The organism is Nonomuraea sp. NPDC049269 (genome assembly GCF_043197155.1).
Lineage (GTDB): Bacteria > Actinomycetota > Actinomycetes > Streptosporangiales > Streptosporangiaceae > Nonomuraea.
This window is the reverse complement of the sequence record NZ_JBICSO010000007.1, coordinates 1-17,176: the sequence shown is the minus strand read 5'-3', so window position 1 is coordinate 17,176 and position 17,176 is coordinate 1. Positions and strand designations below refer to the sequence as shown.

Genomic DNA, 17,176 nt, shown 5'->3' with positions numbered 1-17,176 from the left:
TTTGCCGGGCGGCTTCGGCGCGCCCCGGATCACGTACGTACGAGGTATCTCGCATGTCCGATGCGTTCATCATCTGTGCCAACCTGTCCTTCTCCTGGCCTGACGACACCCCCGTCTTCAGCGAGCTCTCCTTCACCGTGGGCGCCGGCCGTACGGGCCTGGTCGCCCCGAACGGCGCGGGCAAGAGCACGCTGCTCAAGCTGATCGCCGGCGAGTACCAGCCCGGCGGCGGCAGTGTGTCCGTCGACGGCGCGCTCGGCTACCTGCCGCAGAGCCTGCCGCTGGCCGGCGAGCTGACCGTGGCCGAGGTCCTGGGCATCGCTCCCGTGATCGCCGCGCTGGACGCCATCGAGTCCGGGGACGCGAGCGAGGAGCACTTCACCACCATCGGCAACGACTGGGACATCGAGGAGCGCACCCGGGCTCAGCTCGACCGGCTCGGGCTCGGCGACCTCGAGTTCGCGCGCACGCTGCGTACGCTGAGCGGGGGACAGGTCGTCTCGCTCGGCCTGGCCGCGCAGCTCCTCAAACGGCCCGGCGTCCTGCTGCTCGACGAGCCGACGAACAATCTCGACCTCGACGCGCGCCGCGGCCTCTACGACGTGCTCGGCGACTGGAACGGCTGCCTGCTCGTGGTCAGTCACGACCGGGCCCTGCTCGACCGCATGGACCGCATCGCCGAGCTGGACCGGGGCGAGGTCCGCTTCTACGGCGGCGACTTCACCGCGTACGAGGAGGCCGTACGCACCGAGCAGGAGGCCGCCCAGCGGAACGTGCGCAGCGCCGAGCAGGAGCTCAAGCGCGAGAAGCGGGAGCTGCAGCAGGCTCGTGAGCGGGCCGAGCGCCGGGCGAGCAACGCCGCGCGCAACCTCAAGAACGCCGGCCTGCCGCGGATCTTCGCCGGGAACATGAAACGCGGCGCCCAGGAGTCCGCCGGCCGGGCGGGTCAGACGCACGCCGCACGCGTCGGCGATGCCAGGGCCCGGCTCGACGAGGCGGAGCGCGCCCTGCGTGACGACCAGAAGATCGTGCTGAACCTGCCCGGGACCAACGTCCCCGCCGGGCGCACGGTCTTCCTCGGCGAACACCTGCGGGCCCGCGACCTGTTCGCCGAGCCGGGCCTCGACCTGACGATCCGCGGACCCGAGCGCATCGCGCTGACCGGCCCCAACGGCGCGGGCAAGTCCACCCTGCTCCGCCTGATCAGCGGCGACCTGGAGCCCGACGACGGCACGACCAGGCGGGCCGGAGGCCGGGTGGCCTACCTGTCGCAGCGGCTGGACCTGCTCGACGTCGGGCGCACCGTGGCGGAGAACCTGGCCGCGTTCGCCCCCGGCATGCCGGCGGCGGAGCGGATGAACCTGCTGGCCCGCTTCCTCTTCCGGGGCACCCGCGCCCACCTGCCTGTCGGGGTGCTGTCGGGCGGAGAACGGTTGCGCGCCACGCTCGCCTGCGCGCTGTGCGCCGAGCCGGCGCCTCAGCTCCTGCTGCTCGACGAGCCCACCAACAACCTCGACCTGGTCAGCGTGGGGCAGTTGGAGAGCGCGCTCGGCGCGTACGAGGGGGCGTTCGTGGTGGTCAGCCACGACGAGCGGTTCCTCGCGGAGATCAAGGTGGACCGCCGGCTGGAGCTGTCCGGCGGGCGGCTGCTGGAGACCGGAGGCCTCGCCGGTGAGTGACGCGCACCGACACCGTCAAGACGGCCGAGGAGGCCGCCGTCTTCGGCGGCACGGCCGGGAAGCCCTATGACCCCTGCTACCACCAGGCCTGCGACACCTACGACAACGTCAACACGACCCTCCTCGACCAGCTCGCGGACGGCGCCGCTTACGCGACCGAGACGTTCGCCAAGAGCGTGCCGACGATGAGGACCGGCAACGCGGCAACCCCTGCCACCAAGAAGGCCACCAGAACCGGCGAGGGCCACACCCCCGCCAGCTGATGCCAGGTCAGCCCGGGGTCTCCCCCCGGGCTGGACGATCCCACCGCGATCGACCGTGCCCCGGAAACGGCGAGACCGAGAGCGTGATCAAGGTGGCGGCTGCGGCCGTCGTGGGGTCAGCGGGCGGCGAAGTCCTGCGTCCAGTAGAGCTGTCCCTGCGCGTCCTTGGCCGCGCCCACCCCGATGAGGGTGTACGAGCAGTTCATGATGTTCTGCCGGTGGCCGTCGCTGTTCATCCAGGTCCGGACCACCTCGGCCGCCGACCGCTGGCCCATGGCGATGTTCTCGGCCCAGGCCGAGCCGGTGAAGCCGGCTGCGCGCATGCGGTCGACCATGTCGCGGCCGTCCTGAGAGTCGTGGTCGAAGTAGTCTTTCTTCGCCATGTCGGCCGAGTGCCCGAACGCGGCCTTGCGCAGCCGCGCGTCGTGCTTGAGCGGGTCGCAGCCACCCTTGGCCCGCTCGGCGTTGGTCAGCCGGACGACCTCGTTCTCCAGCGCCGTGCCGACGGACGTGACGGACGCCTTCCTCTCAGGAGTCGACGGCGTCTCCGTCTTCCGCGCCGTGGGGGCGGGCGTGACGCACGTCAGCCGTACGGCGTTGGACCTGGCTGTGCCGCCCCGGTAGTCGGTGGCGACCGCGTAGTACGTACCCGGTTTGCAGGGCAGTCGCAGAGCGATGCGGCTCTTCCTGGTGGCGCCGCTCTTGACGACCGGATCGGCGCCGGGGACGGCGCGCTTGACCTGGATGCGCAGCAGCGCGGGGTGCACACAGCCACGGCGGGCGGCCGAGGTCCGGATCCTGAGCGCGGAGATGTCCGGCCTGACCACGCTCACCCGGCACTCGTCCGATTCAGGGGCCGGCCGTCGAACCGGCGCTCCGGTCTGTGCGGGCGTCGAGGCCGACGCGGTCACCTCGGGCACCGCTCCGGCCGCTCCGCCCGGCGGCTGATCGGCGGACGGGGTGCAGGCGGCGAGGCTGGCGACGGCGGCGAGTACTCCCAGGGGTCTACGCATGGGTTCCTTCAGTGGCGGGGGAGACTGGTGGTCCCGCATTCTGCCGCCCCATTACTGGACTTGTCACGCAAAACTGGACATTTCACCCTGTGATTAATGTCAACCAAGCGCCCCGAGAGGCGTCCATGACGCTTTCGGCGTCCTGTGTACGAGGTGCCCTATGACCCCTGCTACCACCTGGCCTGTGACACGTACGACAACGTCAACACGACCCTCCTCGACCAGCTCGCGGACGGCGCCGCTTACGCGACCGAGACGTTCGCCAAGAGCGTGCCGACGATGAGGACCGGCAACGCGGCAACCCCTGCCACCAAGAAGGCCACCAGAACCGGCGAGGGCCACACCCCCGCCAGCTGATGCCAGGTCAGCCCGGGGTCTCCCCCCGGGCTGGACGATCCCACCGCGATCGACCGTGCCCCGGAAACGGCGAGACCGAGAGCTTCCCCAGGAGCAACGCGACGGGACCCCCTTCCCGGAGTCTCCGGCCCGGTCTACGCGCGTGTCCCGTTCGGAAGCTCGGTTATGCGTCTCTGCTCGGCGCGCAATGCGGTGCCCTCAGGACCGGGGACATGGTCCACGGTCGTGGATGACCGGGGTCAGTGAATTTCGACTGCCACCAGGTCGCCGGTCAGCCGTCCCCGCGCGGCGGCGTCTGCGCGGACGATGGTCTCCTCCATGCTCTGCCGCGCCGCGATCAGTTTGAGCTTTGTTGAAGTCTCAGGCGGCCTGGACCCTCTTTTGTAGAGTCAACTCTAGTTATCGTACGGCCCGGTTGAGGGAGGGCTATGCGAGTCGAGTTCCGGCTGTTGGGCGAAGTTTGCGCGCGGGTGGACGGCAAGCCGGTCGATGTCGGGCCGACGCGGCAGCGGTATGTGCTGACAGCGCTGCTGGTGGAGGCGAATCACCCGGTCTCCATGGATCGACTCGCCGAGCGGGTCTGGGGCGAGGACCGGCCGCCGCAGGCCGCGGGTACATTGCGCAGCTATCTGTCGCGGTTGCGGGCCGCGGTGCCGGTGGTCGAGGAGTGGGGCATCCGGCGTCGTTCCGGCGGCTATCTGCTTGAGGTCGACGAGGCGGCCGTGGATCTGCATCTGTTCCACCGGCTACTGGCGCAGGCGCGGGGCGGCCGGGACGGCGTGGAGCCAGTAGGACTGTACGAGCGGGCGCTGGCGTTGTGGCGCGGCGAGGCGTTCGCTGACCTGGACACCCCCTGGTTGACGGCGCTGCGGCACACGCTGCAGGCCGAGCGGTTCGCCGCGCAGCTCGACTGTCAGGACCTCCGGCTCCGGCGGGGCGAGGACGCCACGTTGCTCGCCGACCTCGCGGCGCTGGCGGCGGTGCATCCGCTGGACGAACGGCTGGCCGGTCAGCTCATGATCGCGCTGTATCGTAGCGGTCGCCAAGCCGACGCTTTGGCGTGCTACACGCGGGTCCGGCGCGGGTTGGCCGAGGCCCTGGGGACCGACCCCGGCGCTACCCTCCAGCGGCTCCATCAGCAGATTCTGAGCGCCGATCCCGCGCTCGCCCCGGTCCGAGTGCCCGCGACGGCCGACGTAGGCGCGGCATCGCGCACGCCATCGATGGCGCGCGACGTCGCCTCGGTGCCGCGCACACCGCCGACGCCGGTGGACGTGGCCCTGGTGCCGCGGACATTGCCGGCGGCGCCGCCGCTTTTCGTCGGCCGCGCCCGGGAGTTGGCCGAGCTCGATGACGCGCTGAACGTTCAGCTGACAACGGGCACGGTGCGAATCGTCGCGGTCGGCGGCTGCGGGGGCATCGGCAAGACCTGGCTCGCGCTGCATTGGGCGCACCGGAACGCGGACGCGTTCGCCGACGGGCAGTTGTACGTGAACCTGCGTGGCTTCGACCCCTGCGACGCGCCGATGTCGGCGGTGGTGGCGGTACGAACCTTGCTGGGCGCCCTGGGCGTCGATCCGGCGGCGATCCCGCCGACGCTGGACGCGCAGGTCGCGCTGTACCGCAGTCTGGTGTCGGGCAGGCGCATGCTGATCGTTTTGGACAATGCCCGCGACACGACGCAGGTGGCGCCCCTGTTGCCGGGGAACCCGTCCTGCTTCGTGCTGGTGACCAGCCGCCACGAGCTGGCCGGCCTGATGGCCGGTCACGGTGCCTGCCCGATCACGTTGCCTCCTCTCGGTCAGGTCGAGGCGCGACGGCTGTTCACCCGGCATGTGGGCAGCCGGCGGGCCGCGGCCGAGCCTGCGGCGGTGGCCGGCCTGCTGGAGCTGTGCGCGGGGCTGCCGCTCGCGCTGAGCATCATCGCGGCCCGGGCGAAGATCCGCCCGGACTTCCCGCTGCGGGCCCTGGCCGAGAACCTGGGCAGGGACTCGGCCCGGCTGGACGCACTGGACGCGGGAGAGCCGGCCGCCGACCTCAAGGCGGTATTCTCCTGGTCCTATCGCACCTTGTCCGCGCCGGCGGCCAGACTGTTTCGATTATTGGGCATACACCCCGGACCAGACGCCGACGAGGAGGCGGCGGCCAGCATGGCCGCCCTGGACCGTGCTCAGGCGCGACGGCTGTTGACCGAGCTGACGCGGGCGCACCTGCTCATCGAGCACCGGCCGCGACGCTACACCTTCCATGACCTGCTGCGTGCCTACGCCGCGGAGCAGGCCCTCACGCGCGATACGCAGACCGTCCGGCGTGCCGGGTCGCATCGCGTACTGGATCATTATGTGCAGACCGCGCACGCCGCCATGCTGCTGCTGTATCCGCACCGCCATCCGATCACCTTGTCCGCGCCCCGTGAGGGAGTGCGTCCGACGGTCCTGACGGATCCGCAGCAGGCGATGGCCTGGTTCACCGCCGAGCACGCGGTGCTGATCGCGGCCGTGCGCCAGGCCGCCGACCTGGGATTCGGCACCCTCACCTGGCAGCTGGCCTGGGCCTTGGTCACCTATTTCGACCATCAAGGACACTGGCCGGAACTTCTCTCCACCCAGCAGACCGCGCTGGCCGCCGCGCAGCGGCTCGGGGATCGGCTCGGCCAGGCCCACGCCCACGAAGGGCTCGTACGCGTCTACACCCGGCTGGGCCGCCATGACAAGGTCCGCGCCCACGTCGAGCAGACGCTCACCCTGTTCGGCGCGCTTGGTGATCGGGTCGGCCTGGCCAACGCCCACCGCGGCGTCGCCTCGCTCCTGGAGACCCACCAGGGTTATCAAGAGGCGCTCGGCCATGCCGAACAGGCCCGCGAACTCTACCAGCAAGCCGGCCATCGAGCCGGACTCGCGCACGCGCTCAACGCGATCGGCTGGTACCACACCCTGCTGGGCCACCACGATCAGGCCCTGATCCACTGCCAGCGAGCCCTCGACCTGCACCGCGAACTCGGCCATCAGCATGGTCAGGCCACCACCTGGGACAGCCTCGGACACGCGCACCTGCACCTCGGCCATCACGCCCAAGCCGCCGCCTGTTACGAGCAGGCCCTGAACCTGTTCCGCGAGGTCGCCGACCGCTACAACGAGGCCGCCACCCTCGTACGCCTCGGCGACGCCCACCACGCCGCCGGCCACGACCAGCCGGCCGGCCACGCCTGGCGGTGCGCGCTGGAGATCTTCGACCAGCTCGGCCACGCCGACGCCGACCGGATCCGCCCCAAGATCCACGATCACCTGGATCGGTAGCGCCGACGGCGCAGTGAACGAGTCCAGCACCTGCGACGAACCCACGACGATCTCACAACGCCGGCCAGGCATGTCGAGCCCGTGCGAGCGCGAGCCCGAGCCGTCTGACCACACCCCACCGCGAACGGCGCTCGCCTCAGCCTCGTGCCCGCGGTGGTGGATCTCGTCACTCCTGTGCCGGTACTGGCAGCGGGCGGGATCGCCGTTGGACGCGGGGTGGCGGCGACTCTCGTGCTGGGCGCAGGACCGTTCGAGCGGAGCGGGCGCAGCCCTACGACGGCGTCGCCTTCGCGCGGGTCGCCCCACACCTGGCGGGTGCGGGGCGACTCCCTGCTCCTACCGCTTTACGGGTTGGATCTTGGTTGCTCAGTTCATCAGCTGGCTGGGACGCGGCCATTCCGTCCCGATGGCGAAGTTGTCGTGCCACTTCGCCACCGTCGGCAGGAATCGTCCGCCGTCGGACGTCGTCACGAACACGTCGCCCGCGCTTCCCCGGGTGAAGGAGACCACGTCGGCCTTGCCGTCGCCGTTGAAGTCGCCCACGCCCGGCACCTGGTCGCCACTGGCGAAGCCGTCATGCCACTTCCAGGCGTTCTGGACGAACCTCCCACCGTCGGACAGCGACACGTACACGTCGGCGGCGCTCCCGCCGGTGACCGTCACGATGTCGTCGCGCCCGTCGCCGTCGAAATCGCCCACGGCGGGGGTCTCGTTCCCGACGGCGAAGTTCTGGTGCCAGAGCCAGCCGTCCTGCCGGAACACGCTCCCGCTGGACAGCGCCACGTACACATCGGCTCTGTCACCCCGCGTGAACGTGGCGATGTCGTCGCGGCCGTCGCCGTCGAAGTCGCCGGTCAGCGGGATCTCGGTGCCGAGCCCGAAGTGGTCGTGCCACTTGCGGGAGCCGGCGAACCCGGACCCCGTGGACAGCGCCACCCACACGTCACCGGAGTCGCCCCTGGTGAACGTGGCGATGTCGTCGCGGCCGTCGCCGTCGAAGTCGCCGGTCAGCGGGATCTCGGTGCCGGCCGCGAAGTAGTCGTGCCACTTCACGCCCGTCCCGTACCCGGTGCCAGTGGACAGCGCCACGTACACGTCGGCGCTGTCGCCCCTGGTGAACGTGGCGATGTCGTCGCGGCCGTCGCCGTCGAAGTCGCCGGTCAGCGGGATCTCCTGGCCAGCGGCGAACCAGTCATTCCACTTCCAGGCGTTCTGGACGAACTTCGCGCCGTCGGACGTCGAGACGTACACGTCGGCGGTCGGACCCCTGGTGAACGTCACGACGTCGTCCCTGCCGTCGTTGTCGACGTCCGTGCGGGTCGGTCTGCCCGTACGGCCGGAGACCGTCGAGCCGATGTCGGCCGTACGCCCCGACAGGTCCACGGCCTGGACCCGGTAGTACCAGGTCTGCCCGGGGGCGAGGGCGCGATGGGTGAAGCCCAGGCCGCGCGTCGTGCCGAGCCGGGTGGTCTGGGTGCCGGGCGTCGTGGACCCGTACACGCGGTACTCGCGTATTCCCAGGTCGTCATCGGGCTCGCGCCACGTGAGGTGCAGCGCGTGCTCGGCGCCGCCGACCAGCGACGGCCCGGTGGACGACGAAGGGGCCCGCGCGTCGATGTGCTGCGCCGGGAGGAGACTGTCTGCGGTGTAGCGGCTCGCCGTCCACTGCGGGGAACCGGGCACCGGGCGCAGTTCCACCCGGATCGCGCTCTTGTTGGCGGTCACGCTGGCCGGAAGCGGGAACGTGTCGGCCAGCCATCGCTGTATACCGTTGGACAGCGGCTGCTGCCACAGCCCGACGTCCATGCCGTCGACCAGCACTCGGGCCGCCTGGTATGCGACGGCCTGGTCGTTGATGCGCCGCAGCAGCACGCCGTTGTTGTCGCGGTCGACGGCGAGCAGGAACGACACCGGGCTCGCCGTCGAGCGGACGACGTCCCGTACGGTCAGGGGGTCCTCATCTCCCTCGTAGAGGGAGGTCAGCGTGGCCTGGGTCGCCGCGCCCGTCTCCTTGTAGTCGTGGTTCGCCCTGGCGGCGGCGTCGCCGAGGTCCAGGACGCTGGTGCGGTGCGCCCCGAAGGTCGGCTGCGCGTACAGGAAGGCGGTGGAGCCGTAGACGGCCGCCGTCTCGTTCTGTGGGCCGTGTTCGATGCCGAAACGCAGCGCGGTTGAATAGTCGACCCCGTCCGACAGCATCAGCCGGTACGCGGCGTCGCATTCGTAGAGGCAGCCGCCGCCGTTCTTCTCGTGCGCCGTGTTGCCGTTCAGCGGATTGGTGAACTGCTGCCGGTTGAAGTACCAGCCCGACTCGTAGAAGTCCTCGGTTCCCGTCCCGTGGATGCGTGGGCTGAGGGAGCCGTCGACGTAGACGCGTTCGTCTCCTTCCAGGTATGCGCGCGTCGTGGTAACGCGGCTCTCCATGGTGTGCGAGACGCCGACGAACTTGCCGCGCCCGGTCCGATCGGCGAAAAGCCAGTCGGCATCGGGTGTGACGTCGCCGCGCCGTGATTCGGTGGTGAAATAGCCCGCCTTTCCACCCTCGAACGCGTCGGACCAGGTGGCGTCGGGCGCGGAGGTGACCTGCACCTCCAGGTCGCTCAGCGGCCGTCCGGTGCCGTTGACCAGGCTGACCCTGGCCTCGGTGCGGTACGGCATCGGCCACCAGGTGGTGTACCAGCCGCCCGCCGACGTATCCATGGCGAACAGCAGCGACCGCACCGCGCTCTCCCCGAGCCCGCCGCCGAAGAATTCGCCGACCGGCGAATCGACGGTGTTACGGCCGTCGAAGTCGATCCGCAGTCGCAGTTCGGCGAGCGTGTCGTCGGAGGCCTGCGCGTCGGGAATCCGGATGCGCAGCGCCGAAATGCTGCCTGACCCGGTGATCTGCGCCATTTGCAGTTGCTGCCCTGCCGTCAGGGTGCTCTTCTGGCCGACGGTGGTAGCGCCGGGCTGCGCCGGCTTGGGGTCCTTGGTTCCGGACGCCTTGACCAGGTTGACGACGTCGGTGGCGTTCTCGTTGGCGTCGAAGCGCTTCACGCCTTCGGCGTCGGCGAAATGCCGGTACGTCACGTGATGGAAGAACGGGTTGTTGCGCGTGGTGATTCGCATGGACTCCCGGTACGGCATCGGCACCTTGATGTAGACGCCGCCCGAGCTTTGGTTCGCGTTGGCCACCAGCGGGTACACGAACGGCCCGCCGACCTGGCCGTTGACCAGAGCCTGCAAGGACGCGTTGACGACGACGGCGCCGTCCAGTTCGATGGTGATCGTCCCGGTCGCCGTGACGTCGCCGCCGTCCCTGGTGAACCAGATCGACGAGATCTCACCTGGCCCGCTGTCCTCGGCTATCACGCAGCCGGTGCCGGTGGTCCGCAAGCAGGAGTACTGCCCGGTGAATCCGTCGTCGGGGTTGCCGCCCGCCCGGTCGAAGCTGGAGAACTGCCGCGTGTCGGTTCCGGGGCTGAGGTACGGCAGCCGGTCCAGCCTGCGGAAGACGTCCCACCCGATCGGCCCCTTGTCGGCAGCGGCCGCTGTGGCCGGCGCCGGCGCCGCGATGAACAACGCGGTCAGCGTGCTCATCAGCAGCACCAGCGCCTTGAAATGCTGTGCCATCAGAGGGTGATCTCGCCGGGGAGGCCGAAGAAGTCGTGCCATTTGGTGCCGGTGCCGAATGAGGTGGTGTTGGAGATTCCGACGTAGACGTCGTTGGTCTTTCCGAGGGTGAAGGTGACGATGTCGTCTTTTCCGTCGCCGTTGTAGTCGCCGGTGTAGGGGAATTCGCCGGGCAGGACGAAGTGGTCGTTCCATTTGGTTCCGGGGCCGAAGCCGGTGCCGGTGGACAGGGCTACGTAGGCGTCGTCGGCGGTGGCGCTGTTGGTGAAGGTGGCGATGTCGTCTTTTCCGTCGCCGTTGAAGTCGCCGACTCGTGGTAGTTCGCCGGCGGGGGCGAACCAGTCGTGTACCTTGGCGGAGGTTTGGAAGCTGTTGCCGGTCGATTGCGCCCAGTAGACGTCGCCGCTGCTGCCTTGGGTGAAGACGATGATGTCGTCTTTTCCGTCGCCGTTCACGTCGCCGACGGCGGGGAATTCGCCGGCCGGCGCGAAGAAGTCGTGCCATTTCACCGATGTGCCGGTGAAGCCGGTGCCGGTGGACAGGGCGACGTAGACGTCGGCGGTGGCGTTGTGGGTGAAGGTGGCGATGTCGTCTTTTCCGTCGCCGTTGAAGTCGCCGACCGCCGGGATCTCGCCGGTGGGGGCGAACCAGTCATGCCATTTCGCCGACGTGCCGAATTTGGTGCCGTCCGACAGGGCGACGTAGACGTCGGCCGCCGCGCCGTGGGTGAAGGTGACGATGTCGTCTTTCCCGTCACCGTTGAAATCACCGGTCAGTGGTGTCTCACCACCGATGGAGAAGTAGTCGTGCCACTTCACCGACGTGCCGGCGAAACCGCTGCCGGTGGACAGGGCCACGTAGACATCGCCGCTCGCGTTGTGGGTGAAGGTGACGATGTCCTCCTTACCGTCACCATTGAAATCGGCAGGCGAACCACCAAGCATCAACGAGCCACCACCACCGCCGCCGCAGTTGCCGCTCGTGTGACGGCGCGTCTGGCCGTCGTAGTTCATCGCCACGCCATCGACGATGACCGGCTGGTTCACGCCGTCGGCCTCCTGCTCGTAATGCAGGTGCGGGCCGGTGGAATTGCCGGTCGTACCGACCTTGCCGAGTTCCTGGCCCGCGTTGACCCACGCCCCCCTGGACACCGTGATCCGGTCCAGGTGGGCGACCAGGCTCGTCCAGCCGCCGCCGTGATCGACACGGACGTAGTTGCCGTACCCCGGATCTCCGGTCACGGTGTCGATCACCGTACCCGGCGCCGACGCCAGGGCCGGGGTGCCCAGGTCGCCGCTGCCCGCGATGTTGAAGTCGATCGCGTTGGCGACCTCGCCGGAGTGGTGGTAGTAGTCCCGCACCTGGCCGCACGGCCACGGCGCGCGGAAATCGGGGCGGGGGCCGGCGGCTAAGGCCGGTTGAGCGACGACGACGCTCGTCGCGATCGCCGCCACGGCCGTGAGCAGCGTCACGAACCCTTTTCTCATCTGATCTCCTCTTGCTGGAAAGTATTTTCACCGGAGGTCGCAAAAGGCCCAGTTGATGGAGTGGAGCATGCTGCGTCACACCTGCACGTGAAATAGTGAGAACCACCGCGTCGTCATGTGGGCATTCGCGCGGGCTTCGTTCTTCGCCATTCTTTTTCCGGCCGCTCCCCGATTCACGTGGAGGTAGACGGCGTCAGAGCCGCCGTAGCACGATGCCGAGAACTCGGTCCGCGGCGATGTAACCGAGGTGCCGCGAGTCGGTCGAGTGGACCGCGTTGTCGCCCATCACCACGAGTTGGCTGGGCGGCACGCGCTGCTCGCGCACCTCTCTCAATGCGGGTACCTGTTCGCGGGGTACTGGATCACCGGGCACCGCGATGACTCGCTTGAGGATCCATCCACCTGGGCGTCCGGTCGTCGCCGACTGCCGGCCGGCGAACACCACGCATTGTCCAGCGCGTATCGCGGTGTTCCGGCGCAGCAGCAGGCGATCCCCGGGCCGGTAGGTGGGGCTCATGCTCTCGCCCCGCACAGTGATCACCGCGTACCGTCGGCGTAACCAGAGAGCCCCGGTCGCGAGCAGCAGACAGAGCAGCACGGGGAGGGCCGTAGCGATCATGGGCCCGCGGTCCTGGTGCATCCGGAGGCAGACGATGGCTCATTTGCGTCGGCGTAGCCGGCGGCTTGGAGGGTGAACAGGTGGGTGTAGGCGCCGTCCACCGCCATGAGTTCGCTGTGAGTGCCCTGTTCGATGATTACCCCGTCGGCGAGTACGGCGATGTGATCCGCGTCCCGGATGGTGCCGAGCCGGTGGGAGATCAGCAGACTCGTGCGGCCCGCCCGGAGCTTCCGGAGCCGGGTGTGCACCTCATGCTCAGCCTCGGCGTCCAGGCCGGCACTCGGCTCATCCAGGATGACCAGGTCGCGGTCTCTTCTCAGGAAGGCTCTGGCCAGTGCCACCCGCTGCCACTGGCCGCCAGAGAGCGCCACTCCGGCCTGTGGTTCGTCTGATTCGGATTGGCTGCGGAAGGCTCTGGTCAGCAGGGTGTCGTAGCCGCGGGGCAGCGCGGCGAGGGTGTCGTGCACCCCTGCCTCCCGGGCTGCCAGTTCGATCCGATCGTGGTCGTCGAGCGCGGGCAGATCGCCGACCGCGATGTTGTCGCTCGCGCTGAACTCGTAGGCCATGAAGTCCTGGAACACCGCCCCCAGCCGGGCCCGCAGCTCGTCGACCGGCACGTCGCGGATGTCCACGCCGTCCCACCGGATCTCACCGCGGGTCGGGTCATAGAAGCGGCACAGCAGCTTCACGATCGTGCTCTTGCCTCCGCCGTTGCGTCCCACCACCGCGACCGTCGCCCCGTGGGGCAGGAACAGGTTCACGCCGCGCAGGACCCATGGGTGCTCGTCGGCGTAGCGGAACCACACGTCGCGCAGCTCGATACCGCGGCGCAGTGCTGGAAGCTCGCGGAGTCGCGCCGGGACCCGCAAGTCAGGCCCGGCGGTCACCACCGCGTGGTAGTGCCGGAACAGCAGCATCTGCTGACGCAGACCGGCGGTCGCGCCGACCAGTCCGGCCGCTGCCGCCTGCACCCCGCCGGTGGCCGCGACGAACATCGAGACGTCACCGACGGACAGGGTGCCCCGCCCAGCGGACATGATCACCCAGACCAGGCCGCCGCCCGCGACGAGGCCGGCGAGCGCGATCAATCCACCTTGCCGCAGCAGCTCGCTGCGGTCCATCCGACGGCGGGCGGCATTCCCTCGCCGCACCTCGTCGAGCATCCGCTCGCGCAGAAAAGCACCGAGCCCCAGCAGCCGGATCTCCTTGGCGGCCTGCACGGTGCCGAGCAGCCCCGCGTAGAACAGTTCACGGCGCTGAACCGGGCTGATATTCCACATCATCGCGGTACGTTGCCGGGCCAGCCGCAGCTCGACGACGAATGCGGGAACGGTCGCGGTCAGCACCACCACGGTGAACCACGGGCTGATGACGGCCAGCGAACCGAGGAAACCCAGCAGCGTCAGCACACTCCGGACGACAAGGAACGTCGAGTCGACCAGCTGACCCGAACTCGTCACGCTCATGTCGGCCATCCGCAGCCGGTCCAGGAACGTCGGGTCCTCGAACCGCCCGATGCCGTCGAACCGTTCGACGGCGGCGTACAAGCTGTCCTTGGCGCGCAGCCCGACGCGGCGGTCCAGCTCCGCGCGCAGGAACTGGCCGAGCTGGGGGCTGAGCGCGCCGACCATCCCCCACACCGCGATACCACTCGCCAGCCCAACGAGTACGCCGAGCGGACCGCGCGACACCAGCTGGTCCAGCGCCGACCTCGTCAGCCAGGCCACGGTGACCGAAGAGAGCGCGACCGCCACGCTCACCGCCAGGTACGCCACGATGTGCAGGGGGGCCGACCGCCAGATCAGCGTGGCCATCCGAGACACGGTGGTCACACCAGTGCCGGCAGCCGGGAGAAGTCTGGCGCCGTCGCGACCACCACGCCGTCGGTGACCACGCAAGCCGCAGGAAACGCGCTCACCCCGAACGCTTCGCATACCGGCCCACCGGCCGGATCGCGCACCACCCTGGCCACGTTCGTCAACGCCGCGACGAGATCAGCGCCGTCGGAAGCGGTCGTATCGATCACGACCAGCACCCGCTCCCGGTCGCGCTCGCCGGCCCATACCGCCAGGCTCGGCAGTTGGGCGCGGCAGGTCGTGCACTCCGAGGAGAGGAACACCACTGCCGTGGTGCCGGTAAGCAGGTCGGTCGACACCGGGTCACCGTCCACGGTGGAGGCGGTGAACTCGCCGACCGCCGCGCCGACGACGGGAATATCGGTCGCGGCGCCGCCGCCGTATCGCATGAGGTTGGTCAGTGTCTCGGTGTGGTCTCGCAGCCGCCGGATCACACCGAAAGTCAGCAGCAGGTTCAGCAGACACAGCGCGCCGACCAGGGTCACCGCTGCAGCCAATACAACCATCGGTTCCGCCTTGTTGAGGAAGGGGGTACGAACAAGCCGATCACGTCGTCGAAGCGGATCACCAGCAGGGCGAGAACACCGGCAGCCGCGCCTGCGACGACCAGGCCGGCCGCGTCGGCGGGATGGGAGTTCCCGCCGACGAGTGCGAGCACCGCCACAGCCGCGAGCAGACTGTTGCGGACCAGGTGCCGAATGCCGAGCGGCGCCCGCGAAACCCCGAAGCAGCGGCACGCGGTACGCTCACCCCGACGCAACGCGGCCGCGATACCGGCACCGAACCCGGCCAGCAGGATCATCGCCAAGCCGAGCCCGCCCGGTCGCCATCCGGGAACGGAGAGCAGCACCGGAACCGCCGCCTCAAGGACGACCACGACAGCACTGACCGTCATGCTCAATGCGCGCCACCGCGACGGGAGCAGGTTGCGCGTGGTGGCGACGAACTCTGTGAACGCCACCCGGCCGCGCAACTTGCTCACCGCGGAGATCGCGAAGACCACCCCGAGCAACCAGTGGCCGGCGAAGCTCAGATATGTCATGGCACCGCGATGACGCCTAGCGAGAGCACCACAGCGTCATTAACACTTGTCGATGTAGCGGGTGTAGCACGCGGTGCACCCTGTGCCGTGCAGCGGGTCGACCTGCCGTGTGCCGCGATAGGCCACCCAGTTCGCTCCGAACACGCAGCAGTTTTCCCAGACACAGACGACCGCGTCAGCGGTCTTGTGCGGGACGATGCGCGCGAGCATCCGGTCGCTGAGGTGTCCGATCCCACTTCTGACTTTTGTCATCATGGTGTTACTGCCTCTCTTTCACGTTGATCACAGAAATCGTTGAGAGCTCGTCGGTGTAGATGTTCGGACGGGAGTTGTCGTGGCGATATCGCGCCGACAATTCGATAGTCTCCGGAGGTCGTTGCGAACTCGTTGTTGGATCGTTGCGCACCTGGTCAGGCCAGGTTCGCAGGCGACGTTCGGTGACCACTCGCGGCGACAGAACCTCGGCATGTTGCTTCCAAGAAATGGAAGTGAGTTTCTTTCCCGTGGCGGGGGCGCATAAATGGGCCGCCGTCTGGCCAAATAATAGAATGCAGGAAAGCGTCCACATTCCAGGCGATCTGCCCGAACGGCTACACGTTGTCCGTGTCCCAGGGCAAAGGGCTGACTCCGGAGCCGGCCATGGTCTCGGCGGACATGGAGGGCGTCGAGATGTGGCACGCCGAGCGGGTGGGAAACGGGGAGCGGGTCACGACGGTCGGCGAGACGGAACCGTATGCCGAGGTGGCCCGCGCCGCAGCCGAGCTTTGTCCGCATGGGCCGTCGCACGGAGGCCCAAGCCGAACGATGATGAGCAGGCCTTCTGACTTGATCTTCTGTTGCTCATCACTGGGGTCTGAGTTGACGAAGGCCGCCTGAACGACCTACCGCGATACACGATCCGTACGCACGAGCGACCACCGAGCAACCAGGGGTCAGAGGCAGTGGAAACCGAGAAACCCCAGGTCGAACGCGGCATTAGAAAGTAGGGCGGGTGGGACTTGAACCCACGACCCACGGATTATGAGTCCGATGCTCTGACCGGCTGAGCTACCGCCCCTTGCAAACATGCATCCTTCCACACCTGAGCCACCATGCCAGCATAGATCGTCCTCGTTCACTCAGCGCGTACGCCAACGGCACTGATCGGCCGGTAGCGTCGGTGGCATGGCGGTCAGGCTGATCTACGAGACGCATTCCCTCACGGTCGACAACGAGACGGGCATCGCCACCGGCTGGTTGCCAGGGGAGTTGTCCCAGGCCGGGCGAGAGCTGGCCGTGGAGTTGGGGGTGCGGCGGCGGGACGTGGATGTGGTGTACGCCTCTGATCTGCGGCGGGCGGTGCAGACGGCGGAGGTGGCGTTCGGCGACGAACAGACGATTCGGCTGGACTCCAGGTTGCGGGAGTGCGACTACGGGATCTACAACGGGCGGCCGGTCAGTGAGGTGGCGAGATTGCGGCGGCGGTTCGTCGAGGTGCCGTGGCCAGGGGGGCAGAGCTATCGGCAGGTGGTGGCCGAGACCGCGGCGTTCCTTGAGGAGGTGATGGAGAAGTGGCAGGGGTGTTCGGTGCTGGTCATCTCGCACTCGGCCAATCGGTGGGCGCTGCAGAACCTGCTCCAGGGGGCGGAGTTGGCGGAGCTGGTCGATGCTCCGTTCGCGTGGCAGCCGGGGTGGGAGTACACCCTGGCCTAAGAGCTGTTTCTTAGATCAAGTTCGGAGCCAGATGGCCAGGGCGGCCAGGGTGACGGTGCCGAGGAAGATGTAGGCGCGTTTGTCATAGCGTGTGGCCACCGCCCGGAAGTTCTTCAGCCGGTTGATCGCCCGTTCGACGACGTTTCTGCCCTTGTAGCGTTCGGTGTCGAAGCCGGTGGGTCGTCCTCCGGCCGAGCCGCGCCGGCGGCGGTGGGCGCGTTGATCGCGTGGTTCGGGGATGGTGTGACGGATCTTGCGGC

General features: G+C 68.7%; 12 protein-coding genes, 1 tRNA gene and 2 pseudogenes. 5 read left to right on the top strand and 10 right to left on the bottom strand.

The features are described from left to right. Positions 1 to 53 precede the first annotated feature (53 nt). Positions 54 to 1,679, top strand: a complete 1,626-nt coding sequence (locus tag ACGFNP_RS35900) for an ABC-F family ATP-binding cassette domain-containing protein (RefSeq protein WP_393326315.1) — start codon at positions 54 to 56, stop codon at positions 1,677 to 1,679. After that, positions 1,676 to 1,774: pseudogene (locus tag ACGFNP_RS35895) on the top strand (hypothetical protein); the annotation flags it as partial. The gene ACGFNP_RS35900 and the pseudogene ACGFNP_RS35895, both read left to right, overlap by 4 nt. A 284-nt stretch (positions 1,775 to 2,058) precedes the next feature. Here the strand turns inward: ACGFNP_RS35895 and ACGFNP_RS35890 are convergent. Then, positions 2,059 to 2,955, bottom strand: coding sequence for a CAP domain-containing protein (locus tag ACGFNP_RS35890; protein WP_393326312.1), 897 nt, complete (start codon positions 2,953 to 2,955; stop codon positions 2,059 to 2,061). A gap of 153 nt (positions 2,956 to 3,108) precedes the next feature. On the opposite strand from ACGFNP_RS35890, the gene ACGFNP_RS35885 reads away from it, so the two are divergent. Further along, positions 3,109 to 3,312, top strand: coding sequence for a hypothetical protein (locus ACGFNP_RS35885; RefSeq protein ID WP_358318132.1), 204 nt, complete (start codon positions 3,109 to 3,111; stop codon positions 3,310 to 3,312). Positions 3,313 to 3,740: 428 nt separating this feature from the next. Continuing rightward, complete coding sequence (locus ACGFNP_RS35880; protein ID WP_393326309.1) at positions 3,741 to 6,608, top strand: BTAD domain-containing putative transcriptional regulator; 2,868 nt, start codon at positions 3,741 to 3,743, stop codon at positions 6,606 to 6,608. A gap of 366 nt (positions 6,609 to 6,974) precedes the next feature. On the opposite strand, the gene ACGFNP_RS35875 is transcribed toward ACGFNP_RS35880, so the two are convergent. The 8 genes from ACGFNP_RS35875 to ACGFNP_RS35840 all read right to left on the bottom strand — a co-directional run bounded on the left by ACGFNP_RS35875 (position 6,975) and on the right by ACGFNP_RS35840 (position 16,281). Beyond that, on the bottom strand, positions 6,975 to 10,220 hold the full coding sequence (locus tag ACGFNP_RS35875; protein WP_393326306.1) for a DUF2961 domain-containing protein: 3,246 nt from the start codon (positions 10,218 to 10,220) through the stop codon (positions 6,975 to 6,977). Then, positions 10,220 to 11,707: an FG-GAP-like repeat-containing protein gene (locus ACGFNP_RS35870; RefSeq protein ID WP_393326303.1), complete on the bottom strand. Its 1,488-nt coding sequence runs from the start codon at positions 11,705 to 11,707 to the stop codon at positions 10,220 to 10,222. The genes ACGFNP_RS35875 and ACGFNP_RS35870 overlap by 1 nt, the downstream gene beginning before the upstream one ends. A gap of 193 nt (positions 11,708 to 11,900) precedes the next feature. Beyond that, a complete protein-coding gene (locus ACGFNP_RS35865; protein ID WP_393326301.1) occupies positions 11,901 to 12,326 on the bottom strand; it encodes a S26 family signal peptidase in 426 nt (141 codons plus the stop codon). Next, on the bottom strand, positions 12,323 to 14,140 hold the full coding sequence (locus tag ACGFNP_RS35860) for an ABC transporter ATP-binding protein (RefSeq protein WP_358318137.1): 1,818 nt from the start codon (positions 14,138 to 14,140) through the stop codon (positions 12,323 to 12,325). Before ACGFNP_RS35860 ends, ACGFNP_RS35865 begins: the two co-directional genes overlap by 4 nt. Positions 14,141 to 14,154: 14 nt before the next feature. After that, complete coding sequence (locus ACGFNP_RS35855; RefSeq protein WP_358318138.1) at positions 14,155 to 14,667, bottom strand: hypothetical protein; 513 nt, start codon at positions 14,665 to 14,667, stop codon at positions 14,155 to 14,157. Next, a complete protein-coding gene (locus tag ACGFNP_RS35850) occupies positions 14,664 to 15,224 on the bottom strand; it encodes a MauE/DoxX family redox-associated membrane protein (protein ID WP_358318139.1) in 561 nt (186 codons plus the stop codon). Before ACGFNP_RS35850 ends, ACGFNP_RS35855 begins: the two co-directional genes overlap by 4 nt. Positions 15,225 to 15,263: 39 nt before the next feature. After that, entirely contained in the window at positions 15,264 to 15,479 is a 216-nt protein-coding gene (locus ACGFNP_RS35845) for a hypothetical protein (RefSeq protein ID WP_358318140.1), read from the bottom strand. A gap of 728 nt (positions 15,480 to 16,207) precedes the next feature. After that, positions 16,208 to 16,281, bottom strand: a tRNA-Ile gene (locus tag ACGFNP_RS35840). Positions 16,282 to 16,388: 107 nt separating this feature from the next. On the opposite strand from ACGFNP_RS35840, the gene ACGFNP_RS35835 reads away from it, so the two are divergent. Continuing rightward, on the top strand, positions 16,389 to 16,916 hold the full coding sequence (locus ACGFNP_RS35835; RefSeq protein ID WP_358318141.1) for a histidine phosphatase family protein: 528 nt from the start codon (positions 16,389 to 16,391) through the stop codon (positions 16,914 to 16,916). A gap of 15 nt (positions 16,917 to 16,931) precedes the next feature. Here ACGFNP_RS35835 and ACGFNP_RS35830 read toward each other — a convergent pair. Then, positions 16,932 to 17,176: pseudogene (locus ACGFNP_RS35830) on the bottom strand (IS5/IS1182 family transposase); the annotation flags it as partial.